Origin of the sequence: Actinosynnema sp. NPDC050801 (assembly GCF_040673975.1) — a bacterium.
Classification (GTDB): Bacteria; Actinomycetota; Actinomycetes; order Mycobacteriales; family Pseudonocardiaceae; genus Actinosynnema.
The window spans coordinates 635,911-661,629 of sequence record NZ_JBFAQZ010000002.1; the positions used below are offsets into that span (position 1 = coordinate 635,911).

Sequence of the window (25,719 nt, forward strand, 5' to 3'; positions counted from 1 at the left end):
CCGTGACCGACTTCGACAGCATCGCCGCACAGCGGCCCGCCACCATCGAAGAGGCGATCCCCTGCATGCAGGTTGCGCTCCGGTACTTCCACGAGCGCAACGACCACCGGGCCGTGTTCCTGCGGGCGTACTACATCATCACGCTGAACGTGCACGCGGCCGTCCACCGGCGTGGCGACTACAAGAACCCCATCTTCTTCGACGGCGACTGGGTCCGGGCCCAGGCAGGCCACTTCGCGTCGCTGTACTTCCAGTCGCTGACCACGTTCGACCGGGACCCGGAGTCGGAGCGCGCCTGGAAGCTCGCCCACCGGATGGCCGAGGACAGGACCTCCACGGTCCTCCAAGACCTGCTGCTCGGGCTGAACGCGCACATCAACTACGACCTCGCCTACGGCACGTTCCTCAACCTCAGGCAGCACGGGGACGACGCCGGGCACCTGCTGCTCCCTCGCCGCAAGTTCGACCACGACCAGGTGAACAACATCCTGGTCCGCTCGATCCCGCAGATCGCCGAGACGCTCACCCGCGACTACGGCGGCGGTATCACCCTGCTGCGCAAGACGCTGCGCGGCCTGGACATCGTGCTGAGCAGCACCGGCCTGAAGCACTACCGGGAACGCGTGTGGTGGTCCGCGATCTCGTACCTGACCACCACGGACGAGGAAGAGCTCGGCCTGGTCCACCAGAAGCTCAACTGGGAGTCCGCCCAGTTGGCCAAGCTGATCGCCGACCAGAGCGCGTGGACCCTGCCCATCCGCACCATCGGCCGCGCGATCCGCAAGGACGACTACAGCCGCATCACCCTGGAGAGCCCGGCAACCGCCTGACACCCACCAGGCCGCCCGGCGTTGGCCGTGGTCGGCGGTCGACCAGCCGGGACGGGCCGCCCGGCGCGGTGGTCCCGCGCCGCGCAGCGAGGATGGCCGCTGTCGGCGCGCTGATCGGGCATCATTGTCCGGCACGACACCCGGGCGATCGCGTGGGCGGGGCTCGTCAGCGGAGGAGCGTGGAGGGCGTGGCCGACAGTGACACCGGGGAGGTGGGGCGAATGTCGTTCGCGCTCGATCTCGACGCCCCATCGCCGCAGCTGGGGCTGGTGCGTCGCTGGGTCGGCGAGGTCCTGGCCGGTCTGGACGAGGACGACCTGGACGACTGCGTGCTGGTGGTGAACGAGCTGGTGAGCAACGCGTTCGACCACGCCGACGGTCCGCGCCACGTCCGGCTCCGTTGGTCGCCGGGGCCGGGTGCGGTGCGCGTCGAGGTCGACGACGCGTCACCCGATGGGCTCGTCCTGGGCCGGTCGCGACTGGGCGGCAGCCGGGGCCGCGGGTTGATCATCGTGGAGCGATTGTCCAAGAACTGGGGAGTCGACGCGCGGGAGGTGGGCAAGACGGTGTGGGCCGAGCTCTCCTGCTCGGCGGCCACGACCTCCCGCAACGGCGGGTAGCGCCCGGCCGGGCGCGGTGCGCACCGGGTTCGCGAACCCCCGGTGCGCACCGCACAACCAGATCGGCGTGGGCGCTGGTTGCTCAACGACACCGCACCGAACCTGGCCCACCACTTGCGCGGTCCCGCCGTCCCCGGTCGCGCGCCGGGAACGACACACCTCGTTTACACCCGCTCGGGTGACGGTAAACGCCTATCTCACGTGTCGCGCACAGCCGGTCGCGGCCCGCTACGCGGATGTTCGGGCGAGGTCGAGGGCCTCGCGCAGGGTGGGGCGGACCCGCAGCACCTCCGCCGTCCCCGTGACCTGCAACGTCCTGAGCACCGGACGCCGCCCGGCGGCCACGGCGAACCCGACGCCCAGGCGGGTTGCGCGCTCACGTGCCTCCAGCATTGCCGTGACGCCCAGCGATCCGAAGAACCGCACGCCCTCCAGGTCGACCACCAGCCCGACGGGCCGCCGGTCCAGCCGGGCGGTCAGCTCGGCGCTGATCAGCTCGACGCTGCCGTGGTCCACTTCGCCGGTCACGCTGGTGACCAGCACGCCGTCCTGCTCGGTGTGCGCGATGTCGACCCACGGGCCGATGTCGATGAGTTGGTCGTCCACGTGCGGGACCACCCTTCGCCTCGTGACGGCGGGAACGGTGGTCCGAGCACACTGCTGAACTCGGGGAACGCTCCGCGGACAGCCCGCGTCGTCACCGGGCACCACCACGTTACGGCGACATCCGGTGAAACCTCAACCTCGGCAGCCCACTCGGTGCGGCCGGTTCACCTGTCGGGATGGTGTCCGCGACCGGAGAAGGCGACAAGACGGCGGCTGGAAGTTGCCTGGGAGTCGCGGTACGTTGGGAGCGCTCCCAGAATGTGTCCCTCACCCTGCTTGAGGAGCTGAAGCATGTCGCGACGGCGTAGTCGCCCGGCCGCCCTGTTGGCCGGCCTGCTCGTTCTGGCCCTGTCCGCGTTCCTGTTGCCTTCGGTGTTGGTGAGCGGCGGCGCCGCGGCCGGCACGTCCCGCACCCGCGCGGTGCCGCTCACCGAGTTGACCGTGGTGTCCGAACAGGTGGCGTCCGGTCTGCGGCGTCCGGTCGCGATCACCGGGCTGCCGGACGGTCGGATGCTGATCGCCGAGAAGGCGGGCACCGTCCGCGCCTACCGCCCCGACACCGGCCTGGCGGCCGAGCCGGTGCTCGACCTGACCGCCCGGATCGACGAGTCGGACAACGAGCGCGGCCTGCTCGGCATCACGCCCGCGCCGAACTTCGCGCGGACCGGGATCCTCTACGTGGCCTACACGAGCCTGCCCGCGGGCGAGCTGACCCTGGCGCGGGTGCCCATCGGCGCCCCCGAGCGGCTGCAGGTGCTGCTCACCCAGGAGCACGCCGAGTACGGCAACCACAACGGCGGACAGGTGGCGTTCGGCCGCGACGGCTACCTCTACTGGTCCCTCGGCGACGGCGGCCACGCCTACGACCCGTACAAGGCCGGTCAGGACCTCGGCACCCTGCTCGGCAAGATCGTGCGGATCGACGTCAACCGCACCTGCGGGCCGAAGCCCTACTGCGTGCCCTACAACAACCCGTTCGTCCGCACGGCGGGCGCGCGGCCGGAGATCTGGGTCTACGGGCTGCGCAACCCGTGGAAGTTCTCCCTCGACCCGGTTGACGGCTCGTTGTGGATCGGTGACGTCGGCCAGGGCCTGGTCGAGGAGATCAACCACGTCCGCCCGTGGCAGGGCGGGGCGAACCTCGGCTGGTCCTGCCGGGAGGGCACCCCGGTGTTCGACCCGCAGCAGTGCCGGGCGGGCGGTCGGTACACCGACCCGGTCTTCGAGTACGACCACTACAACGACAACTGCTCGGTGACCGGTGGCGTGGTGTACCGGGGGTCCCGGACCCCGGCGGCGTGGGGGACCTACGTCGCGAGCGACTACTGCTCGACCCGTGTGTTCGCCGTGCGTCCCAGGCTCGACGGCGGCTACGACTCCGCCACGATCGGCAACTTCCCCACCCAGCCGACCGCGATCGGCACCGACGTGAACGGTGAGCTGTACGTGCTCAGCGACCTCCCGGGGTGGCTGAACCGGGTGCGGTTCGAGCGGGTCCAGCCGGCCGCCGCCGGGGTGGCGAACCGCTGAACGCCGGGGGTTGATCCCTCCGCAACCGCAAGACCTCCGGGGACGGCCGCGCTCGTGCGGCCGTCCCCGGCTCCACTCCGACGTCCGATCGACAACACCGCCGCCCACCACGACGGGTCTTCGTCCCGAGCCCCTGGCGGCCCGCTTCCACCGGGTGGCCGGAGGTTCGGCGATCCGGGCCACCGGTCGCGTCGCCCGGAAACCGCCGGTGAGCTCGAACCGGCACGTACCGCACTTCTGCGGAATGCGGTACGTGCCGGACGGGATTTGCATTTATCGGTGATTTCGGTGAAACGTCGCGGTCCTTCGTGGCGATCAGGGAGTACACGTTCAGACGGCTGTCGTGCCGCCGCGACCCCGGCCGCACCGGCCCTACTCCTTGACGATGGTGGAGCATGACTGGAAATCCGTCGGGTGGTGGCCACTTACCCGGCAACACCGCATCGGCCGCGGACACCACACCGGTGCTGTTCGCCGAACTCATCGCCGAACTGCGGAAGCTGCCCGACCGTCGCGGCAATGCACGGCAGCGGCCGCTGGTCGGTCTGGTCGTGGACGTGGCCGATACCGCCGACCTGCTCGCACTGCTGGCCCACGGCTTCGGTGCGGCCGGCCCCCGCCGGGTGCCGCACGTGCAGGTGACCGTCGCGGAGCAGGACGGCCGTGCCGCGACCACCGAAGACCTGCGAAGCCTGCTCGCGGATGCCGCCGACCGGTTCGCGACCGGCTCGTTCGGCCGCGGGCTGCGGATGCGCTTCCCCCACTTCTGGTTGATCGACTTCATCGTGCGACAGCGGCTGACCAGCGGGACCCGCGAGCGCAAGGCCGAGATCGCGAGGCTGGTGCGGGCCAACTCGAAGTTCTTCGCGAGCATCCCCCAGCTCGGCGGAGCCGAGGTGACCGTCACGCCGACCTGGTCCAGCCTGCCCCTGGCCCTGACCGCCTCGGTGCTGCCGGGCGTGCTGTTCCGCTGGCTGATCGCCTGGCGGCTGCCCGGAACCGGCAGCGTGCTGCGGTGGATGATGCACCGGAAAGGCGCCTCGCACCAGGTCGCGGACGTCTGGTCGTTGGCGGCGGCGTTGACCCGCGACGGCCACTTGCACGAGTCCGAGGAGGCGCGACGCCTGCTCGTCCACGCGTTCCTGCGTGACCTGCGCGACCAGTTCCGCCGGGTGCCGTGGCGAGTGCAGCCTTGGCGCGGCACCGCCTGCCCGGTGCTCACCGTCGCCGGTGCCACCGACTCCAACGCGGGCGGCATGCTCCTGGCGCACGCGGCGCTGGTGCGCCAGGAGCAGGTCGACCCGCTGACTCTGGTCACCGTCGAGCCCGTGGAGGACCACGTGCCGGGCACCGCGGACGGGTACTCCCGGATCCGCATCCGACTCGCCGGGGTGCGGGCGGCGCTGCGGCGGTGGCGGGTGGACCCGCGCGGCACCGGCTACGCGGTGGCGGTCGACCCGCTCGACGAGACCGTCCTGCCCACGGTCACCGCCTTGGTGCCACGCCGTGAGGTACCTCGACCGCCGTGGTTCGTCCACCGAGTGGCCCTGCTGCTGGTTCCCCTGCTGATCGCGGTGGGCCTGTCCACGGTGGCACTGCGCGCCTTCGTGATGGACTGCGCACCGCTGCGCGTCGACACGGGCCGGGTCGACGTCACCCGCGACAGCGGCGAGTGCGTCGGCTACAGCGACCACCGCGGCCAGCTGTTCGGCAGCGACCCGGAACTGCGGACGGTCCAAGAGGTGATCTTCGCGGAGAACGAACGCGTGGACGAGGAACTCGCGGGCAGGCCGACCCATCCCGTCATGTCCCTGGTCTACTTCGGCACCCTCACGAAACCGGACGGCGGCGTCGGTGACCATACCTTCGCCGCCGAGCGCGAGGAGCTCCAAGGCGCGGCCCTCGCCCAGCGGCGCGCCAACGGCGCGGCACGCACCAACGCCGACTCGCCCTACCTGAAGATCGTCGTCGCCAACGGCGGGCAGAACATGCGGGCGGCGCCGACGGTCGCCGACAAACTCCTGGCTCTGCGGACGTCCGATCCCACCGTGCTGGGCATCGTCGGCCTGGTGGAGAGCAGGACCACCACCAAGGTGGCGATCGAGGCACTGGACAACACCGACCTGCCCATCGTCGCGCCCACGTTGTCCGCCGACCGCATCGGCGAGCTGTCGAGCCACTACCTGCAGATCGCGGCGCCGAACGAGGACCAGGCCGACATGGTCGTCGAGTACACCAAGACCGTCCTGCGGAAGAAGAAGCTGTTCAACTACTATACGTTCGGCCCGAAGAAGAAGGACCAGGCCGACGGCGACCTCTACGTCAACACGCTCCGCGAGGACCTGAGGGCATCGGCGGAACGACACGGCCTGGAGTACGAGGAGCTGTTCTGGACGGGCCAGTCGTTGCGGACCGCGTGCGGGAAGCAGTACTCGGACGGCGTCGTGTTCTTCGGCGGGCGCTATTCGGAGTTCGCCCAGTTCGTCGACGAGTTGTACCGCACGTGCACCGCCGACCACCCGGTGCTGATCGGCAACGACTCGGTCAACCGCTACATGGCCAACGCCGGCGACCGCGTGACGGCGCCGCCGTCGCTGAGGATGGCGTACGTGTCCAAGGGTTCGCTGGCGTTCTGCGACAACCTGCTCAGGGCGGCGGACTCCGAGCGCCAGTACTTCCTCGCCGACGTCCGCGCCATGTACCACCGCTGCGAACCCGATTCGATGGAACCCGTCGGCGAGCGCGTCGGCCTGGCCTACGACGCGGTGCTGCTCCTGGTCCGCGCGACGCAGGACCTGGTGCAGGGCAAGTCGACCAAGACGGCACCCTCGCCGCTGGACCTCTTCGACCAGGTCCGCGGCACCACCGAGCCCTACCTCGGCGTCACCGGCCCGCTGATCTTCGGGCAGAACGGCGTCGCCAAGGACAAGCACCTGTCGCTGCTGTGCGTGTCGAGCATCCCCGACGCCTTCAAGGCGGGGAAACCAGCCCCGGCGCGGGTCTTCGAGACCGGGGCCACGCACCGGACCGACGAGCCCGCCACGGGACAACCCTGCGCGTGACCGGACGTCACCCGTTCGGACCCGTCTCCAGCACGCCCCGCGCGCCTCCACTCCAGCATGGAATCCGAGTTCTGGTACGACTCCTGGGAACAGGGCGGCACGAAGACCAGCTTCCACCTGCCCGACGTGCACCAGCACGCCCTGCTGCTGGACCGGCTCGGCGTGGTGGCCGGGGCCAGGGTCTTGGTGCCGCTGTGCGGCAAGACCGCCGACCTCCGGTTCTTCCAGGAGTCGGCGGCGGAGGTCATCGGGGTCGAGCTGGTGCCCAGGGCGGTCGCGGAGTTCTTCGCCGAGAACGACCTGGACCCGGTGGAGGAGGAGCCCGACGTGTTCCGCTGCGGCAACCTCGTGATCCGCCGCCAGGACATCCTCACGCTGAGGCCGGAGGTGCTCGGCCCGGTGGACCTGGTGTACGACCGGGCCGCGCTGATCGCGTTCCCGCACGACATGCGGCAGCGCTACGCCGAGGCGATCACCCGGCTGGTGCGGCCCGGCACCCGGTACTTCATCAACACCCTGGACTACCACCCGAGGCTGCCGTCGCCGCCGTTCGCCGTCGGGCCGGAGGAGGTCGTCGAACGCTTCGGCCACGCGTTCGAGGTCGAGCACCTGGCCGCGGAGCCCAGGCCGGGCCACCGGATGGTGGAGAAGTTCGGCCTGACCGGCCTCGTGGAGCACGGCTTCCTGCTCCGTGCGCGATAGGGGCTAAAGGTGTTGGTCGGGCAACGGCGCGCCGGATAGCCTGCGGCAGGTTCGCCGACGGCGGAGAGCACCCATCCCGAATGGCGGAAAGACCCGTGCAGGACCACACGACCGGCGCTGCGGAGCGGATCGTCCCGGCGAACGGCATCGAGCTCTGCTGTGAGACCTTCGGCGACCCGCGACAGCCCGCGCTGCTGCTGATCATGGGCCTGGGGTTCCAACTCGTGCACTGGCCCGACGAGTTCTGCCGGCGGCTCGCCGGGCGCGGCTTCTTCGTCGTTCGCTTCGACAACCGGGACGCGGGCCGCTCGACGCACCTGCCCGGCGTCGACTACGCGCTGGGCGACATGGCCGCCGACACCATCGGGCTCCTCGACGCGCTCGGCATCGACCGCGCCCACGTGGTCGGTGCGTCGATGGGCGGGATGATCGCCCAGGTCACGGCCGCGCTCCACCCGACGCGCGTGCTGAGCCTGGCGTCGCTCATGTCCACCACCGGCCGCCGCGGCAAGGGCCGCACCTCGCCGCGGCTGGTCCGCCACCTGTTCTCCCGGGGCGCCCGCACCGAGCAACAGGCGATCGAGCGGCGCGTGCGGCTGTTCGACACCATCGGTTCTCACGGCTTCGAGCAGGACGTCGACGAGATCAGGCGGGCGACCGCGCTCTCGTTCCGCCGCGACCCCGACCACCGTGACGGCCGCCGCCGGCAGTACCGGGCAGTACGCGCGGCGGGCGATCGCACCGACCAACTGGCCCGCATCACGGCTCCGACGGTCGTCGTCCACGGGACGGCGGACCGCATGTGCCACCACTCCGGTGGCGAGGCGACGGCGGCCGCGATCAGCGGTGCACGGCTCGTGCTCGTTCCCGGCATGGGGCACGATTTCCCGCCCGGCGCGTGGCCGACGGTCATCGACGCGATAGTCGAGAACGCGCACCGCGCTTAGAACCCGGTGACATCACCGCGCCGGCGCCGTGCTGGCGCGGACCACCAGTTCGGTGGTGAGCGTCAGGCGGTGCCGGGCGAGGGGTTCGCCCTGGCTGAGGGTGACGATCATGTCGGTGGCGGCGGCGGCCATGTCGGTGAGCGGCTGGCGGACGGTGGTCAGCGCCGGGATGGCCCACTGGGCGGGCGGCAGGTCGTCGAACCCGATCACGCTCAGGTCGTGCGGGATGCGCAGTCCCGCCTCGTGCGCGGCGTGGTAGACGCCGAGGGCCTGGGCGTCGTTGAAGGCGAAGACGGCGGTCGGCGGGACGTCGAGCCGTAGCAGGTCGCGACCGTGGGCGAGGCCGTCGACGAGGTTGAAGTCGCCCTCGCGGATCAGCCGCGGGTCGACGGGGACGTTCGCGGCGTCCAGCGCGGCGCGGTAGCCGTCGAGGCGGGCACGGCTGGACAGCGCGTGCGGCGGGCCGGTGATGGCGGCGATGCGCCGGTGGCCGAGTTCGAGCAGGTGGCGGGTGGCGGTCAGGCCGCCGCTCCAGTTGTTGGTGCCCACCGACGGGAAGTCGGGTTCCGGGACGCTGGTCGGGTCGACCAGGACGAACGGGATGCCGCGGGAGGACAGCTGCTCCTGCTGGGCCGGTGTGGGGCCGGAGAACACGGTGATCACACCGGCGGGCTTGCGGGTCAGGACGCCTTCGATCCAGGTGCGGCCGGGCGTGTGCCGGCCGTGCAGCTCGGTGAGCACCACGGCGAGCTCGTGCTCGCTCGCCACCCGCTCGACGCCCTTGATCACCTCCATGGCGTAGGCGCCTTCGAGCTCGTGCAGCACGAGTTCGACCAGGGTGGCCCGGTTCGGCTTCTTCTGCCTGCGGTAACCGTGCTCGCGGATCACCCGCTCCACCATGGCCCGGGTCTCCGCCGCCACCTCCGCGCGCCCGTTGACGACCTTGGACACCGTGGCCGTGGACACCCCGGCCAGTTCGGCGATGCGGGCGATGGTCGCGCCCCCGCGCTCGACCGTGTCGGTCGACGGGCGTCGGGCCGGCGTCATGGTGGGATTCTAGTGGTTCGGCCGTGCGGTCGAACGTTTCGCACCCGCTGCGGCAGCACGTCTTGACGGTCGCCACGGCCCGGCTTACCGTCTGATCGAGTTAACATTCGGAGCCTACAGCGAAATTTTCGAACCGCCCTGGGTGTGGCGCCGTTCGTCCGCCCGGACCGCCACCCACCGCTCCGCACCGGCGGACAGCGGCAGGCCTGATCGGCGCGCACCGTCCCCGCCGGTCGAGGTCCCGGTCGGCCCACGTCCCGACCGGGGGCACACCGGGCGCACGGGACTTCCCCGCGCGCTCACCCCCGGCCGCACGGGCACGCCACCCGCCCATCGGGCGCACCCGTGCGGCGGTCCCGACACCGATGTCAGGAGAAGACACATGTCAGCACCAGCAGGACGCGCGCGCCGCGTCCTCGCCGCGACGGCCGTCGCCGTCGCCGGGACGCTCGCAGTCGGCATGGCGGTCGCCGCGCCGTCCACCGCGGCCGCGGACCCGACGCTCGGACAGCTCGCCGCGGCCAAGGGCCGCTACTTCGGCTCGGCGACGGACAACCCGACGTTGAACAACGCCCCCTACACGGCCGTGCTGGGCAGCGAGTTCAACCAGATCACCGTCGGCAACACGCAGAAGTGGCAGTACACCGAGCCCAGCCGCGGCCGGTTCGACTACGCCCAGGCCGACCAGATCGTCGCGTTCGCGCAGGCGCACAACCAGATCGTGCGCGGTCACACGCTCGTGTGGCACAACCAGCTCCCCGACTGGGTCAACAGCGTGCCCACCGGCGAACTGCTCGGCGTGATGCGCAACCACATCGCCAACGTCGCCGGTCACTACAAGGGCAAGGTCGTGCACTGGGACGTGGTCAACGAGGCGTTCGAGGAGGACGGCACCCGGCGGCAGTCGGTGTTCCAGCAGAAGCTCGGCGACAGCTACATCGCCGAGGCGTTCAAGGCCGCCCGCGCCGCCGACCCGACCGCCAAGCTCTACTACAACGACTACAACATCGAGGGCATCGGCGCCAAGAGCGACGCCGTGTACAACCTGGTGAGGTCGTTCAAGCAGCAGGGCATCCCCATCGACGGCGTCGGCCTGCAGGCCCACCTCATCCTCGGCCAGGTGCCGAGCACGTTGCAGCAGAACATCCAGCGCTTCGCCGACCTCGGCGTCGACGTCGCCATCACCGAACTGGACATCCGGATGCGGACCCCGCGGGACGCCACCAAGGACGCCCAGCAGGCGGCCGACTACCGGACCGTGGTCAACGCCTGCCTGGCCGTGACCCGGTGCGTCGGCATCACGGTGTGGGACTTCTCCGACGGCTACTCCTGGATCCCCTCGGTGTTCCCCGGCGAGGGCGCGGCCTTGATCTACGACGAGAACTTCGCCAAGAAGCCCTCGTACTGGGCCGTGTACGAAGCCCTCGGCGGCACCACGACCACGACCACCACCACGACCACCACCGGTGACAACGGCAGTGGCTGCACCGCGACCTACCGGGTGACCGGCCAGTGGGGCGGCGGGTTCCAGGGCGAGATCACCGTCCGCAACAACTCCTCGACCGCCCTGTCCGGGTGGACGGTGAAGTGGACCCTCGGCGCCGGGCAGAAGGTGAACCAGGTCTGGAACGGCACGCTGACCACCAGCGGCCAGGACGTCTCCGTGCGCAACGCGAGCTACAACGGCTCCGTCCCCGTCGGCGGCAGCACCTCGTTCGGCTTCCTCGGCTCGTGGACCGGCACCAACCCGGTCCCGGCCACCGTCACCTGCACGACCGCCTGACCCCGGAGATGAGGTCTCGCGGAGCGGTCACCGCCGCTCCGCGAGACCCGGGTACGCAGGCGACCCGCGTCGGACGGGTCAGCCGACCACGGTCCACTTGACGGCCTTGACCGTGCTGTCGCCGGTGGTGCTCTCGCCGACGACCGTGCCCCGTTCGTTCAACGCCACCGGCAGGCTGCGGGTGCCGCCGAGGGAGCCGAGGTAGACGACCTTCCCGTTGCGCCACAGGAATCCTCGGGGCGCACTGGCACTGCCCGTCCAGCCGATCACGTCACCCCGGTCGTTGACCGCGACCGCCTCGGACCGGCCGGGCACGTTCAGCGTCACGGGCCTGCCGCCGGCCGGCCACAGCGTCGCCCGCCGCGTGCCGCTCGCGTCCGTGGTCCACCCGACGACGTCACCGCGCTCGTTGATCGCCTGCGAGCCGTTCGCCACCCCGCCGGACGTGGACAGCACGGTCACCTGGTCGCCTTCCCAGCGCAACGCCTTGGTGTCCCGGTTGCCGACGACCACCCCGGCTTCGTTGATCGCCTCCACCGAGTACGTGCTCGACCCCGGCACGGCCGCCAACGGCTTGCACGTCGTGGTGTCCGGGCAGAGGAACGCGTGGACGTCGGTGCCGAACATGGGCGCCTTGGAGCCCGCGACCACGCCGGCGTCGTTGACCGCGCTCGCCCACAGGTGCGGCCCTACCAAGGGCAACGACGTGTGCCCGCCGTCCCGCCACACCGCCGCCTTCTCCTGGTGGTACCCCGACGACGAGGTGGAGTACGTCATCGGCACCACGCCCTTGTTGCTGATCGCCGACGCGATCACCACGCCGGCGCCGCCGGGGGTGATGTCGGTGACCGCGCCGTCCTGCCAGATCCGGGGCCGCTGGATGAAGGGGCCGGTGAGGCTGACGCCTTCCTCGATGAGGACCTGGCCGACCTGGTTGAGCCCGGAGGGCCTGCCGAGGCCGAGGTCGGTGACCGCGGTGCCGCTCGCCACCCACCGCACGGCACGCGGTTTGCCGTTGCCCTCGGCGACGCCGACGACCTGGTCGAGGTTGTTGACCGCGATCGCGCGGTGGACGGGGTGTCCGGGCAGGCCGGCCAGTTCGGTGATGGTGGCGCTCGCCTGTGCGGCGGGCGCGGCCACCAGGGGCAGGGCCACGACGAGCGCGAGGACGCCTGCGGGCGTGTGTAACCGGGGCATGGTCGCTCCATTGCGAGATGTCCGCTGAATCGATCCAACGATAGTCTCCGGCACCCTCCGCCGGCGTCGTCCGGACAGTGGAATCAGGGTGGAAGCGTTGACCGCACAAGGCTTGTCGACCCGGTCGAGCACCGGTGCGCGCCACGTGGTCGACCGGGTGGCCGACTCCGCCCTGCCGCACGGCCCACGTCCGGTCGACCTGCCGGCCGTGCGGGCGGTGAGCCGGTTCGCCGGGCTGTGGGACTGTGGGGTTGCGACCATCCCTCCTCGCCGTGCCGTGCGGTCAGTCGAGCCACCGACGCGAGGACTGATTCCGGGCTCAGGACGCCCGATCAGGGCTTGGGGCGGACCGCGAGCCCGGGGTTGCCGGACGGCTCGAACGTCGCCCACGCCGCGGGATCGCCGGTGTGGTAGACCGTCGCCTTCGGACTTCCGGTGAACACGTCGGTCTCCTGCCTAGGTGGTGTCGGCCCCAGGTAGACCGCGGTCAGGGCGGGGTTGCCCTGGACCGCGCCCGGTCCGAGCAGGGTGACGCCCGGTATGACCATCGTGGTCAGCTTCGCGTTGTTGGTGATGGCGTTGTGCCGGACCGTGGTCAGCCGAGGTGCGTGGACCCATCGCAGGTTCGAGAAGTTGGTGACCGCGTTCTTGTCCATCTCGACGAGGGCGGGCAGGCGCAACCCGACGAGCCGGTGGTTCAGGTCGAAGCAGTTGATGCCCAGGTACTCCAGCCTGGGCAGGTTGACCGACACCAGCTCGTGGCTGTCGTTCACCGCGTTGCGACCGAGCCGTCGCAGCTGGGGCGCGGTGAGGTACTGGAGGCGGGAGGCGTCGTCGAACGCGAAGTCATCGACCTCGGTCGCGTTCGGCAGGTTCACCTTGACCAGGTACTGGTTGCGGCGGAAGGCGTCGTGGGCGATGGTGTCGACGCTGGGCAGGTACAGGACGCTGAGCTTGGCGTACGGGGCGTGGCCGAAGGCCATGACGCCGATCGACCGGGCGCCGCGCAGGCTCACCTCGCTGAACTTGTGGTTGCTGAACGCGCCGTCGGGCACGGAGACCAGGTCGTCGAGGACGAGCTGCTCGACCCAGGTGTCCCACCAACCGTTGTGCCACAGGTAGGGGAACTTGCCGCCCCGGGCCTGCTGGCCCGCGCACGGCAGCCGGGACGCGGGGGTGCACTCCCGGCCGCCCTGGATGGCGCGCAGGTTGTAGACGTAGAGCCGGCTGAGATTGCCCAGGCCGAGGTCGCGGTGCACGCCCTGCAACGCGGCGAGGTCACCGTCGGAGAGCGCCGTGCCGCCGGTGAGGTACAGGGCGATGCCGGTCGCCTCCGCGAGTTCCGACCTGCGTTCGGCCAGGCGGGCCTTGAGGGCGTTGGTGGTCACGTCGTACTGGAACGCGAGGGTCCCCTCGGCCAGGCGGTGGTCACCGGGTCTGCCGGTCCGGTAGCTGTAGCCGTCGTCGCGGCGCAGGTCGGGGTCGTTCGCGAACACCGGATCCGGCCCGGGATCGGTGGTCGGGTCCTCGGGTACCGCTCCTTCCGAGTACCGCAGGCCCGCGTCTCGAACCGATCCCCGCCCCGCACCGGGAGTGGCGGACGTCGCGGAGACCTGTGACGACGTGGTCGTCGCGGTGGTCGGTGCGCTTTCGGTGGCGACAGGGGAGCCGGGGGTGGCGAGGTCGTGTGCGGCGGCAGGTGGCCGGGAGGGGTCCCCGTCCGACGTGAGGACGATCGCTCCGGCGCCCGCGACGGCGAGGACGGTTCCGACGACGAGCATGGCTTTGCGCTTCATATCGGTGTCTGCGTCACCGCTTCGGAGTGGGGGTGGACGGGTCTGCCGCACACCGCCGAGGGACAGCCAGGGCCGGCCCTGCGAGTGACAGCTCCGGCGAAACCTAGGACGTGTCGCACCTGCGGTCAACGGTCGATCCGTCGACCCCGTGGTCGGGATCGCCACTGGTCGCCAGCCGACCTTCCAAGACGGTGTTATCGCTCACATGGATCGACGCTGATCCGAGCCGGTGAGTCGGCGGTCGGCGCAGCCCCCGCCCTGATCGGCAGACGCGGACGCGACCTGATTCTTGGAAGCTCCCAGGCTGCCAACGACCCTGGCGATGTACGGGCACAGTCACGGTCGACCTCGCGTCCCCCGGAACGGGTATTGGGGTTCTCGCCATCTCCTGTTAGCGTTAACGAACCTCGACCAGCAGCCCCGTCCGGACGTCACGACGCCACGACGCGAGAACCGCCCGGGCCCGCGTTCCCGACAGCCTGTTCCTCACCACGGTGATCCGGCCGCTCCGCGGCGGCACGGAGACGTCGCCACGTGCCGAGCGTGCCCTGAGAAGTCCGGCTGCCGGACCACAACGGACACCAACCCGCACATCGCAGATCGGGAGTGATCGTCATCGAGACTTCACGCGTTGGCCGGCCGGACCTCGCGGCGCGACCGGTGCACGAGGTGGGGAACCGTCGCGGCGCGAGCCGGGGTGTCCTGCGCGGCGCCCTGGCCGTCGGTGTGCTCGTGGGCTCCGTGGTGATCGGCGTGCCGTCGGCGAGCGCCGCGAACCCGATCGTCCCCGACCGGTTCGTCGCGGACCCGTCCGCGCACGTGTTCAACGGCCGGGTGCACCTGTACCTCACCGACGACCAGACGAACAGCGGCACCTACTGGGACTCGTCGTCGTGGCGGTCCTACTCGTCGGCGAACCTGGTGGACTGGACCGATCACGGCGACATCTTCTCGATCGCGGGCTTCTCGTGGGCGAGCCGGTACGCGTGGGCCCCGGGTGCGGCGGAGCGCAACGGCCGCTACTACCTCTACCTCCCCGTGGACCGGACGAAGATCGGCGTGGCGGTCTCGTCGTCGCCGACGGGTCCGTTCACCGACGCGCGGGGCAGCGCGCTGGTGGACCGCGCCCGCGACACCAACGTGGGCGACGAGCCCATCGACCCGATGATCTTCACCGACGGTGACGGTTCGTCCTACATGTACTTCGGCACGCGGACGCCGAAGGTGGTCCGGCTGGGCGCGGACATGGTGTCCACGGTCGGGCCGATCACCGACGTCGGCGTGACCGGTGCGACCCAGTACGGCGAGGCACCGCACCTGCACAAGGTCGGCGACACCTACTACTTCTCGTACTCGACCGGCTGGCCGGGCCAGATCCACTACGCCACCGGCTCGTCACCGCTGGGCCCGTTCACCTACCGCGGCGTGCTCCTGGACTACGTCAACGTCAGCACCAACCACCACTCGCTCTTCCAGTACCAGGGACAGTGGTACGTCGCGTACCACAAGAACGCCCGTGAGGGCGGCAGCGGCTACAAGAGGTCGGTCGTGATGGACCGCCTGCACCACAACCCGGACGGCACGATCCGCACCGTGGTGCAGACCGCGGGCGGTGTGGGCCCGTTCGCCACCTTCACCGCGCAGCACAGCGGCCTGCGGCTGGACACCTCGGGGTCGGCGGTCCAGCAGGCGACCCCGTCGAACGCGGAGTCCCAGCACTGGCAGCTCCGCGCGAAGGCGGGCGGCTACGTCGAGGTCCTCAACCGGGCCACCGGATCGTGCCTGGACGTGTCCAGCGGCTCGATCGCGGACGGCGCGAGCGTGCTGCAGTGGCGCTGCCACGGCGGCACCAACCAGCAGTGGACCGTGCGCACCGTCGACGCGACCACCGTGTCACTGGTCAACCGCGCCAGCGGCAAGTGCCTCGACGTCCCCTCGTCCGCCACCACCAGCGGGACCCGGCTCGTCCAGTGGACCTGCACCGGCAGCGCGAACCAGCGTTGGCGTCAGACGCCTGCCTAGCGGTGTCGTCGACATGACGTGGCGTGTTGCTCGTGGTCAACCGCCACAGCCGCAAGGGAGGGCTCGGTACTGGCCAGGGCCTTGGTCCCAGAAGGCTTCGAGGACCACCTCGCCCGCCGCTGCGCCCGCTGCGTCGGTACGCTGACTTCACGTGGCCGACACCGAGATCACCGCTGACCTGGTCCGCGACCTGTTGCGGGAGCAGCACCCGGACCTCGCCGGGCTGACCATCCGCGAGGTGCCGGGCGGCTGGGGCAACCAGATGTGGCGCCTCGGGGACGAATTGGCCGTGCGCATGCAGCGCATGGACCCGACCCCGGCGCTCCAGCTCAAGGAGCGGCGGTGGCTACCCGTGGTGGCCCCGCGCCTGCCGCTGCCGGTGCCGACCCCGGTGCGGTCCGGTGCACCGTCCGAGCGCTTCCCCAAGCACTGGACCGTGATGACGTGGGTTCCCGGCGAGCCCCTGGACCACGCCGTGATCAGCCGGGGCGCCCATGCGGCCGACACGCTGGCGGGCTTCCTCCAGGCGCTCCACGTGGAGGCACCGGCCGAAGCGCCGATCGCTACCGACCGCGGAGCCCATCCCAGGGACTGCGCGGACGGTTTCGAGGACTTCTTCCGGGCCGTTGCTCCCGACGACATCGCTGCCGACGTCCGGACCGTCTGGGACGACGCCGTTGCCGCCGGCGCGTGGGAGGGCCCGCCGGTGTGGGTGCACGGCGACCTCCACCCCGCGAACGTCGTCGTCTCGGACGGAACGCTCTCGGGCGTCGTCGACTTCGGTGACATGTTCGCCGGCGATCCGGCGTGGGACCTCGCCGCCGCCTGGGTGCTGCTACCCGCGGGCACGGCCTCGCGGTTCTTCGACACCTACGCGCGAGCGGACGAGGCGTCGATCCTGCGCGCCCGCGGGCTGGCCGCCATGAAGAGCCTCTTCCTGATGCTCATGGGGCAGAACGGAGACCGCGGCCTCCCCGGCGGCAAGCCGCACTGGGGACCCGCGGGCCGGGCGGCACTTGATCGTGTGCTGAAGGGCGTTTGACGCGCGCTGCAACGGACTTGTTCCAGACTGCGGTCGAGGGCCTGCCGCGTTCCCGCGGCGGCCCGCCGGTCGAGGTCGACCGGCGGGCGCCGGTGTCAGTCGCAGGCGGTGACGCGGTACAGCCGGGTTTGCCCCGACTGGTCCACCAGCTCGAAGCCCCGGGCGTCCCGCACGCCGAGGATGCCGCCGTAACGGCCGCCCAGCGTGTCCGCGCCCTCCTTGCCGATGAGCACGTACCCGACCCGGTGGCGCGTGAGCACCCGGCAGACCTCCGGGTCGGTGGCCGCGTCGTCGAGGTTCCTGCCGAGGTAGTCCTGATCGGGGCTGACGGCGGTCAGGAAGTGCGGGAACAGCACCTCGCGGTCCGCCAGCGCCCACAGCATCACGCTCCCGTCGAACGGGTTGCCGATGACCCGGGTGTCCTCCGGGATGTCGTCGGCGATCCGCGCGTAGAACGCCCGCATCTCGTCGGTCACCAACTTGTGCTGCTCGACGCGCGGGTAGGTGACGGTGATGCGACCCTCGCGGTCGGCCTGGTGGAGACCGCCGGTCGCGACGGCCAGCAGCACCGTGAGCGCGACGGCGATGGCGGCGTGCGGCGCCGGCACGCGTGCTCGCGACGCGGTGGCGATGGCCAGGATCCCGGCGATGGCGAGCGGCACGGCGGTGATCGGCAGCATGGCCGCGAGCCGGTGCGAGTCGTTGAACCAGTAGCCGGTGAGCAGCCGCGTGTCCGGCCGGTTGAGACCTGCGGCCAGCATGTACAGGAAGCCGGTCACCAGGTGCCCCGCCAGGACCCACCGCAGCGCGGGGAACCGGCGGACGGTGCACATGCCGACGACCACCACCGCCGACAGCAGCCACAGTGCGTTGCGGTGGTTGGTGGCGTTGAGCAACACCTCGCCCACCGCCTGGGCCGGGGTCCCGGTCGGTTTCCAGTCCCACCCCCTGGCGGCCGCGAACACCGGTGAGGTCGCCGACCACGACCACCCGGCGAGCACCACGACCACGAACACCGCGCACTCGACGACACCGCGCCGGTTGCGCAGTCGCCTCGCCCGCGCGAACACCGCCGCGCCGACCGGGAAGAGGGACAGCACGATCAGCGAGAAGAGCACGTTGGGGTGCGCGAACCCGGCCGCCACCACGGCGACCCCGAGCAGGAGCCAGGCACGCGGCCTGCCGATCGCGTCGTCACGCACCCAGCCGGTCACCGTCAGCACGAGCGCGAACGCCGCGGGTGCGATCGCCATCCCGAACAGGTTGGGCCACAGCACGCCCCAGCCGAACAGGTCCCACGGCGACGCGGGGAACGCCACGCTCAACGCGCCCGTGATCGCGAGCGCGGCGTTGTTGCGGCCGAACAGTTGACGCGCCAGCAGGAGGCACGACGCCGGCCACAGCAGCACGGTGACGACCGCGCACAGCACGTTGGCCGCGACGGGGATCGACGTGCCGGTGGACATCATCACCAGCGAACCGAAGTCGTGCCACGCCGCCGGGTAGAACGTGGCGGGCACCTCGGGGTTGCCGAGCGAGCCGATCGTCAGCGACGACGCCTGGTGCGTGTCACGGACGTAGGCGAGGGCGTTGTAGTGGAACGGCGTGTCGAACACCTGGGAGAGGCTGTCCGGCGGTCCCACGGCGCGCACCACGCCGAACGCGGCCAACGCGAGCGCGGGCAACAACCCGACGACCGCCACTACCGTCAGTCGACGCGGATCCGGCCGCGCCGCGAGGAATTCCCTGCGGCGCAACAGGAACACGCCGGTTCCCGCCACCGCCCACACGATCGCGGCAAGTCCCAGCGCCGCCGCGGGCGACCAGTCCACGCCGCCCGCCTCGGCGAGCACCGCCGCGGACGCGACCACCGCGATGCCCACCAGCGGGGCGGTCGCGAACCCCGTGATCCCCCTCAACCCCATCATGAAGGTCACCGGTAGACCCGGTAACCACAACCACGCGACCGTGACCAGCACGACCGGCACGACCTCGACCCAGTTCACAAGACCCCCCGTGCGCATGGCAGACCGCGACGCCTCGACGACGACGTGGATGCCCAACAGATCGCAATTCGGGCCCGCGAAGAAGCGTTCTGCCGTCCCCCGACGTCCCCGGACGCGGGCCCTGCCTACAGAGTCGTTCGAGGCCTGCCCAGGTTGGGTCGAGCCCGGTAATCGGTCCGGAGTTCACACCAACGGCCTATCAGGGGGGTGAACCTCGGAGGGAAGCCGCCGAGGTGTTCGCGGACGCGGGCGGATGCCGTACCAAGCGGTGTCCTGGAGGTCATCGCAGCCCGGGGACCCGGCTCCGGTGGAACCAGGGGAGGATCTGGAGGTCCGTCACATCGGGTCAACCCCAGAGGGGACGCGTCGCCATGACCGACGAGCGGGACATCGCCGACTCCTACAGCGACACCAACGTGCTGTTCCACGTGCTGCGGCACGTCGGCTGGGGTGACCTGGTCAACGTCGGCCACTTCACCGTGCCGACGTTGCCGCTGCTGGTGGGTGGGGTGGGGTGGTTCCAGCGCAGGTTGCTGCGGCGGTCGCTGGCGCTGCTGGACGCGCGGCCGGGGCACCGGGTGCTCGACGCGTGCTGCGGGCGCGGCCTGTCCACCGCGCTGCTGGGTGAACGGGGCTGTGACGCGGTGGGGCTGGACGTGCAGCCCGAGCAGGTCGCCGAGGCCCGTCGCCGGTTCGGGAGCAGGCCGAACACCCGGTTCGCGGTCGCCGACGCCACCGCGCCGCCGCCGAGCGCGGACGGCGTGGACCTGGGTGACGGCACGTTCGATCGGGTGCACTGCCTGGAGGCCGCGTTCCACTTCGGGCCGGACGGGCGGCGGGCGTTCCTGGCCGAGTGCTTCCGCCTGCTGCGGCCGGGCGGGCGGCTGGTGCTGGTCGACTTCACCTGGCGGGACCCGGACCCGACCACGATCGACGCGGTGGACCCGGACCGCGTGGTCCGGACCGCGTGGCACTTCGAGCAGGTCGAGCCCCTGGCCCGGTACACCGACAAGGCCGTCGACGCCGGGTTCACCGTCCGGGCCGTGCACGACTGGACGCGCCCGGTGCTCGGACTGCCGATGCGGCTCGCCCGCCCTGCGCTGCGGGTGACGTCCACCGAGGCCGGCCGCCGGGCGTTGCGGCTGCGCTGGCCGGGCCTGCGCGAACTGACCCGTGACGACTGGCGGCGCGTGGACGAGAGCGTGCGCGCGCACCTCGTGTGGGGTGCCGCCTGCCGCTACTCGGCGCTGGTGCTGGACAAGCCCGCCACCCGGTGACCCGTCGCGGTACCGGTGCCCGTGGGTTTCGCGGCCCGGCCTACCGTCACTGGGCAATCCGGGTGCGTTCGTTGCGCCGTCAGGTGCCGTGGCACGACCGGTCGTGTCCGCGTAATCCGCCATGTCGGCCACCCTTCACGCCATGGACCGCCTGCGCGGGAAACCCGGCGGTACGGTCGGCGGATTCACCGTCGTGCGACCCGGGGGGCGTCATGGGGATCGTCAGACGTATGTGGGCGCTCGTGCTGTTGGCGGGTTCACTGGCGGTGCCGCCCGATGTCGCGAACGCCCGGGCGGACACCCCCGCCGGCACGCTGACCGCGCTGTGGAACTCCTACGGCGACCAGGGCGGGCACTGGACCGGCGGGGACAGCACGGTATCGGTCCGACTGCCCGACGGACGCGTGGCCTGGCTGTTCTCCGACACCTTCCTCGGCACCGTCGCCGCGGACCACTCGCGACCGCGGTCGACACCTTTCATCCGCAACTCCCTCGTGGTGCAGCAGGGCACCCGGCTGGCGCAGACCGTGCACGGGGGAACGCCCGCTTCACCGACCTCGTTGGTCAGCGCGGCCGATCCGCAGGACTTCTACTGGGTGGGCTCGGCGACCGTGCAGGGCGGTGAGCTCAAGGTCCTCTACGGCAAGTACCGCGCACAGGGCGAAGGGCCGCTCGGCTTCCAGCGGATCGGCACCGCCCTGGTCACCATCGCCTTGCCCGGCCTCACCGTCACATCGGTGACCGACTTGCCCCTGGACGCCCGGGTCGGCTGGGGAACGGCCGTCTTCACCGACGGCGGCTACGACTACGTCTACGGCACGGAGGACGTCGACGGGTTCAAGTACGCCCACGTGGCCAGGGCCGTCGCCGGGAACCTGGGTGCTGCCTGGGAGTTCTGGACCGGGACGCGGTGGTCGGCGTCGGACACGGAGTCGGCCCGCGTGTTCTCCGGCGGTGGCACGGCGTTCTCCGTGACACGGGTCGGCGGTCGGGTCGTGGTGGTGACCCACGACGGCAACGTCGGCTTCAGCCCCTGGTTCGTGGCGTACACCGCGGGAACGCCGACCGGGCCCTTCGCCGGTCCCACCTACCTGCACAAGGCCCCCGAGGCGGCGAACAGCGCGGGCTGGCAGTTCGGCTACGACCCACAGCTGCACCAGGAACAGGCAGCGCCCGGCACGTTGCTGATGTCCTACAACAACAACAGCCTCAACAGCGACGACAACTACCGGGACGCGCGGATCTACCGGCCGCGGTTCGTCGACATCACCTGGCCGCAACCGGTGCCCGATCCGGCCGCCGTGCCCGCGCCACCGACGGGCCTGGCCGTGAGCGCGGGTGACGACGGCGCCGGGAAGCTGACCTGGACAGCGCCACCGGGAACCGGTCTGACCTACTTCGTCCACCAGCGCGACGTGACCGCCGGGCAGACCCACTTCGCCCGCTTCCCCGACTCGACGACCGCGACGGCACAGAACCTCAGCGGGCTGCGTGACGGGCACACCTACGAGTACCGGGTCTCGGCGAACAACGCCGCGGGTGAGGGGCAGTTCTCGACGACCGTGACGTTGACGGCCCGCGTCGTACCACCTTACTCGCCGACCAACCTGCGCGCGGTGCCGGGCACTACCGGTGACATCGCGTTGAGCTGGAACGCGGTCACCGGCAACGTCCAGTACACGATCGAACGGCGTGACGTCACGGCGGGCGAGGGCGAGTTCGCCGAAGTGTGGTTCCCCCACCCGAGCAGCACCTCCCACACGGTCCCCGACCTGACCGGCGGGCACGTCTACGAGTTCCGGGTGTCGGCCAGGAACGGCGGAGGTACGAGCGCACCCTCCGCGGCGGTCCAGGCGACCGCGGTGGTGGCGCCCCCGCAGGCGCCCACCGGGCTGACCGCGACGGCCCAGGGCGACGGCAGCGTGAAACTGGCCTGGACCGCACCGGGTGAAGGCCTCTGGTACTGGGTCCACCAGCGTGACGTCACCGCGGGCGAACCTGCCTTCACCCAGCTCGCCTACCCGTCCACCGAGGCTTCCGCGCAGCCCGGGATGCTGATCAACGGGCACGTCTACGAGTTCCGGGTGACCGCGGTCAACGGCGCCAACCTGGAATCCCCGCCGTCGGCCACGCGCAGTGCGACCGCGCGCTACGACGCACCGGCGGAGCCGACCGGCCTCACGGCGCAGGCGCAGGGCGACGGCAGCGTGAAGCTGGCGTGGACCGCACCGGGTGAGGGTCATTGGTACTGGGTGTACCAGCGGGACGTCACCGCGAACGAGGCCACGTTCACCAAGGGGCTCTACCCGGCCACCGAGAACCGGGCCCAGCCCGGCCTGCTGATCAACGGGCACACCTACGAGTTCAAGGTGACGGCCGTCAACCCAGGCGGTGTCGAAGGGCCGGCCGGCGCGACCGTCACCGCGACGGCCCGCTACGTCCTGCCCGCCGCGCCGACGAACCTGACCGCGATACCCGAGGACGGGGAGGTCACGCTCAGCTGGAGCGGACCCGCGCCGGACCTCTGGTACTGGATCTACCAACGCGACACCTCCAGCGGGGACAGCAACTTCACCCGCCTGGAGTACCCGATCACCGATGGCACGTCGTCCACCGTCGGGCTGCTGGAGAACGGGCACACCTACGAGTTCAAGGTCTCGGCGATCAACGCCGGCGGCGAAGGCCCGGCGAGCCCCGTCGTCACGGGCAAACCGTTGCCCCTGCCGCCCGCACAGGTCGGTGGGCTGGTCGCGACGCCGGAACCCACCGGCGAGATCACGTTGACGTGGAACGCGTTGCCGAGCGTCTACTACTGGGTCTACTACCGCGACGTCACCGCGGGCGGGCAGTTCCAGAAGTCGTCCTTCCCGGCCGGTGAACCCCGTTCCACGGTGGGGTTCCTGACCCACGACCACGTGTACGACTTCAAGGTCGCCGCCACGAACCTGGCCGGTGACGGCCCGGACTCCGCGGTCGTCCGGGCCACCGCGCGGGTCGCACCGCCTTCCGCGCCGGCCAACCTCCGCGGCTCGGCGGCCGGTGACGGGGGCGTCGACCTCGCCTGGGACCCGACCGGGGCCGGCGTGTACTACTGGTTGTACCGCAAGGACATCACCGCCGGTGAGACCACCTACACCAAGTCCGGTTCCTTCACCGACAAGAGCTACGCGAGCTGGGAAGGCCTGCGGGACGGGCACGTCTACGACTTCCAGGTCCGTGCCGACAACATCGCGGGTCTCGGCCCCGCGTCCAACACGGTCCGGGTGACCGCGCGGGGTGGCCTGCCCGCCGCGCCGACGAACCTGATCGCCACGGCCGGCAACGGCCGGGTCGGTCTCACGTGGACGGCAAGCACCACGGCGAACGTCCTGTACTCGGTCTACTACCGCGATGTCAGCGCGGGGGAGCAGTTCCGCAAGCTCGACGTCCCCTTCGGTAACCCGAGGGCCGACATGACGCCGTTGACCAACGGGCACGTCTACGAGTTCAAGGTCGCGGCGACCCACGCGTCCGGCGACAGCAGGGCGACGCCGGTGGTCAGTGCCCGTCCGCTGCCCCCGGTCCCGGCGGCGGCGCACCTCACGGCGATCGCGGGCAACCACGAGGTGGGTCTGGGGTGGAGCGCCGTGACCCACGCGACGTACTTCTGGGTGGAGTACCGCGATCTCACGGCCGGGCAGACGGGGTGGCGGCGTCTCGGGGCGCCGGTGCACGACTGGGCGTTCACGGTGCGGTCGTTGGCCAACGGTCACCGCTACGAGTTCCGCGTGATCTCCGGCAACGTCGCCGGGGAGAGCGGTCCGTCGAACCCGGTGCAGGCGACCCCGGTTCCGCCGGTGCCCGCCGCGCCGTCGAACCTGCGGGCGACCGCGGGCAACACCACCGCCTCGCTGGCGTGGTCCGGCAGCGCGAGCGCGTCCTACTACTGGGTCTACTTCCGGCCGCAAGGCCATTCGGGCTGGTACGTCTTCGACAAACCGGCCAACGGCACGTCCTCCACCGCGACCGGCCTGCTCAACGGGTTCACCTACGAGTTCCGGGTGACCGCCGCCAACCTCGGTGGCCAGAGCGGACCGTCCAACACGGTCGCCGCGAAGCCGTTCCTGCCGCCGCCCGCGACCCCGACGAACCTCCGCGTCACGGCGGGCGACCAGAAGGCGCAGCTGGCCTGGAACGGCAACAACTCCTCCGGGGCGGCCTACTACTGGGTGTACTTCCAACCCCAGGGCCACACCCAGTGGTACTACTACCGGCAACCGGTGTACGGGACCTCCTTCACCGCCACGGGTCTGCTCAACGGGTACGACTACTCGTTCCGGGTGACCGCGGCGAACGCCGCCGGCCAGACCGGGCCGACGAACACCGTGACCGTCAAGCCACTGCCGCCGATACCGGTGGCACCGGGCTGGATCACGGCGACCGCGGACGCGGACTCGGCCTGGATCAGGCTCTCCTGGGGCGCCAGCCCGACCCCGGGCACGGTGTACGAGGTCGAGTACCGCAACCGGACCGACGAGTGGGGCTGGTACACCCGCACGACCACCCGGAGCACCGGCTACGACTTCTACCACCCGGCAGGTGGTTCGGTCTGGGAGTTCCGCATCAGGGTGGCCAACATGGCGGGTTCGTCGTACTCGCCGACCGACTCGGAGGTCGGCAACGTCTGGACCGGGAACTTCCGCCACAGCGGCAGGAACACCTTCAACGGCGCGAACGCCGCGGCCCTGTCGTTGATAGCGTCCTTGAACCCGTCCTGCAGCACGGCGATGAGGCAGGTGGTGTGCTTCGGCGTGACGCTGAACGGCAGGCCGATCACCATCGGCGACTACTTCTTCTTCCCGTACTCCAGGGCCGACCTGAACCGGGTGGTCTCCTGCGAGGCCTACCAGCGGCTGGACCTGCGCCGGCAGTACGGCCGGACCATCGAGCGGGACAGGGGCCTCGACCTGTTGAAGCACGAGGCCGTGCACACGTGGCAGGCCTCGAACTACTGGATCTACTCGCAGTTCACCTACGACTACGCGCTGGAAGCGGCGAAGTCACACGCCGCAACCGGAACCGACTACCTGTTCAACAACTTCGAGATCGAGGCGAACCTCTGGGCGGGTCACTACAAGCCCAGCTACGGCAACACCCGCTCCTGCCCGCACAGGTGACCCCGCGCCCCTGCCCCGTGGTTGACGGCCGCCCGGCCGGCGGTGGCCGCAAGGCCCGAATGTGAGGCGCACCACCCTCCGCGGGCAGCGAGTCCG

16 protein-coding genes are annotated in these 25,719 nt (G+C 70.9%); 11 read left to right on the forward strand and 5 right to left on the reverse strand.

What is annotated here, in order from left to right; genetic code table 11:
- Positions 1-2 precede the first annotated feature (2 nt).
- Positions 3-830: a DUF5995 family protein gene (locus tag AB0K14_RS07345; protein ID WP_360461331.1), complete on the forward strand. Its 828-nt coding sequence runs from the start codon at positions 3-5 to the stop codon at positions 828-830.
- 221 nt (positions 831-1,051) lie between these two features.
- On the forward strand, positions 1,052-1,450 hold the full coding sequence (locus AB0K14_RS07350; RefSeq protein WP_360461328.1) for an ATP-binding protein: 399 nt from the start codon (positions 1,052-1,054) through the stop codon (positions 1,448-1,450).
- 228 nt (positions 1,451-1,678) lie between these two features.
- Here AB0K14_RS07350 and AB0K14_RS07355 read toward each other — a convergent pair whose 3' ends face one another.
- Complete coding sequence (locus AB0K14_RS07355; protein ID WP_360461325.1) at positions 1,679-2,056, reverse strand: STAS domain-containing protein; 378 nt, start codon at positions 2,054-2,056, stop codon at positions 1,679-1,681.
- A gap of 291 nt (positions 2,057-2,347) precedes the next feature.
- Here AB0K14_RS07355 and AB0K14_RS07360 point away from each other — a divergent pair, with 291 nt between their 5' ends.
- The 4 genes from AB0K14_RS07360 (at position 2,348) to AB0K14_RS07375 (ending at position 8,297) form a co-directional block, all read left to right on the forward strand.
- The gene (locus AB0K14_RS07360) at positions 2,348-3,586 is read left to right on the forward strand and encodes a PQQ-dependent sugar dehydrogenase (RefSeq protein WP_360461322.1); all 1,239 of its coding nucleotides are present in this window, start codon (positions 2,348-2,350) and stop codon (positions 3,584-3,586) included.
- 395 nt (positions 3,587-3,981) lie between these two features.
- The gene (locus tag AB0K14_RS07365; RefSeq protein WP_360461319.1) at positions 3,982-6,648 is read left to right on the forward strand and encodes a hypothetical protein; all 2,667 of its coding nucleotides are present in this window, start codon (positions 3,982-3,984) and stop codon (positions 6,646-6,648) included.
- 57 nt (positions 6,649-6,705) lie between these two features.
- On the forward strand, positions 6,706-7,350 hold the full coding sequence (locus AB0K14_RS07370; RefSeq protein ID WP_360461316.1) for a thiopurine S-methyltransferase: 645 nt from the start codon (positions 6,706-6,708) through the stop codon (positions 7,348-7,350).
- A gap of 80 nt (positions 7,351-7,430) precedes the next feature.
- Positions 7,431-8,297, forward strand: coding sequence for an alpha/beta hydrolase (locus AB0K14_RS07375; RefSeq protein WP_360461313.1), 867 nt, complete (start codon positions 7,431-7,433; stop codon positions 8,295-8,297).
- Between the two features lie 12 nt (positions 8,298-8,309).
- On the opposite strand, the gene AB0K14_RS07380 is transcribed toward AB0K14_RS07375, so the two are convergent.
- The gene (locus AB0K14_RS07380) at positions 8,310-9,344 is read right to left on the reverse strand and encodes a LacI family DNA-binding transcriptional regulator (protein ID WP_360461310.1); all 1,035 of its coding nucleotides are present in this window, start codon (positions 9,342-9,344) and stop codon (positions 8,310-8,312) included.
- 382 nt (positions 9,345-9,726) lie between these two features.
- On the opposite strand from AB0K14_RS07380, the gene AB0K14_RS07385 reads away from it, so the two are divergent.
- Positions 9,727-11,127 carry an endo-1,4-beta-xylanase gene (locus AB0K14_RS07385; protein WP_360461307.1) on the forward strand — a complete coding sequence of 467 codons (1,401 nt, stop codon included), beginning with the start codon at positions 9,727-9,729 and terminating at the stop codon, positions 11,125-11,127.
- Positions 11,128-11,205: 78 nt separating this feature from the next.
- Here the strand turns inward: AB0K14_RS07385 and AB0K14_RS07390 are convergent, their stop codons facing one another.
- Together AB0K14_RS07390 and AB0K14_RS07395 are read right to left on the reverse strand one after the other, a co-directional pair.
- Positions 11,206-12,324 carry a hypothetical protein gene (locus AB0K14_RS07390; RefSeq protein ID WP_360459101.1) on the reverse strand — a complete coding sequence of 373 codons (1,119 nt, stop codon included), beginning with the start codon at positions 12,322-12,324 and terminating at the stop codon, positions 11,206-11,208.
- A 332-nt stretch (positions 12,325-12,656) separates the two neighbouring features.
- Positions 12,657-14,120, reverse strand: coding sequence for a leucine-rich repeat protein (locus AB0K14_RS07395; protein ID WP_364337653.1), 1,464 nt, complete (start codon positions 14,118-14,120; stop codon positions 12,657-12,659).
- Between the two features lie 669 nt (positions 14,121-14,789).
- Between AB0K14_RS07395 and AB0K14_RS07400 the strand changes: the two genes are divergently transcribed.
- Both AB0K14_RS07400 and AB0K14_RS07405 read left to right on the forward strand, forming a co-directional pair.
- Positions 14,790-16,142: a family 43 glycosylhydrolase gene (locus AB0K14_RS07400; protein ID WP_360459105.1), complete on the forward strand. Its 1,353-nt coding sequence runs from the start codon at positions 14,790-14,792 to the stop codon at positions 16,140-16,142.
- A gap of 151 nt (positions 16,143-16,293) precedes the next feature.
- The gene (locus AB0K14_RS07405) at positions 16,294-17,184 is read left to right on the forward strand and encodes an aminoglycoside phosphotransferase family protein (RefSeq protein ID WP_360459107.1); all 891 of its coding nucleotides are present in this window, start codon (positions 16,294-16,296) and stop codon (positions 17,182-17,184) included.
- A 95-nt stretch (positions 17,185-17,279) separates the two neighbouring features.
- Here the strand turns inward: AB0K14_RS07405 and AB0K14_RS07410 are convergent, their stop codons facing one another.
- Complete coding sequence (locus AB0K14_RS07410; protein WP_360459109.1) at positions 17,280-19,190, reverse strand: DUF6541 family protein; 1,911 nt, start codon at positions 19,188-19,190, stop codon at positions 17,280-17,282.
- Between the two features lie 371 nt (positions 19,191-19,561).
- Here AB0K14_RS07410 and AB0K14_RS07415 point away from each other — a divergent pair, with 371 nt between their 5' ends.
- On the forward strand, positions 19,562-20,467 hold the full coding sequence (locus tag AB0K14_RS07415) for a class I SAM-dependent methyltransferase (RefSeq protein WP_360459111.1): 906 nt from the start codon (positions 19,562-19,564) through the stop codon (positions 20,465-20,467).
- Positions 20,468-20,697: 230 nt separating this feature from the next.
- On the forward strand, positions 20,698-25,623 hold the full coding sequence (locus tag AB0K14_RS07420; RefSeq protein WP_360459113.1) for a fibronectin type III domain-containing protein: 4,926 nt from the start codon (positions 20,698-20,700) through the stop codon (positions 25,621-25,623).
- The last annotated feature ends 96 nt before the right edge of the window (positions 25,624-25,719 follow it).

Coding starts and splice junctions, on each gene's coding strand:
- AB0K14_RS07420 (WP_360459113.1), top strand. CDS start 20,698: ATGTGGGCGCTCGTGCTGTTGGCGGGTTCACTGGCGGTGCCGCCCGAT.
- AB0K14_RS07390 (WP_360459101.1), bottom strand. CDS start 12,324: ATGCCCCGGTTACACACGCCCGCAGGCGTCCTCGCGCTCGTCGTGGCC.
- AB0K14_RS07365 (WP_360461319.1), top strand. CDS start 3,982: ATGACTGGAAATCCGTCGGGTGGTGGCCACTTACCCGGCAACACCGCA.
- AB0K14_RS07350 (WP_360461328.1), top strand. CDS start 1,052: ATGTCGTTCGCGCTCGATCTCGACGCCCCATCGCCGCAGCTGGGGCTG.
- AB0K14_RS07395 (WP_364337653.1), bottom strand. CDS start 14,120: ATGAAGCGCAAAGCCATGCTCGTCGTCGGAACCGTCCTCGCCGTCGCG.
- AB0K14_RS07375 (WP_360461313.1), top strand. CDS start 7,431: ATGGCGGAAAGACCCGTGCAGGACCACACGACCGGCGCTGCGGAGCGG.
- AB0K14_RS07360 (WP_360461322.1), top strand. CDS start 2,348: ATGTCGCGACGGCGTAGTCGCCCGGCCGCCCTGTTGGCCGGCCTGCTC.
- AB0K14_RS07380 (WP_360461310.1), bottom strand. CDS start 9,344: ATGACGCCGGCCCGACGCCCGTCGACCGACACGGTCGAGCGCGGGGGC.
- AB0K14_RS07415 (WP_360459111.1), top strand. CDS start 19,562: ATGACCGACGAGCGGGACATCGCCGACTCCTACAGCGACACCAACGTG.
- AB0K14_RS07370 (WP_360461316.1), top strand. CDS start 6,706: ATGGAATCCGAGTTCTGGTACGACTCCTGGGAACAGGGCGGCACGAAG.
- AB0K14_RS07385 (WP_360461307.1), top strand. CDS start 9,727: ATGTCAGCACCAGCAGGACGCGCGCGCCGCGTCCTCGCCGCGACGGCC.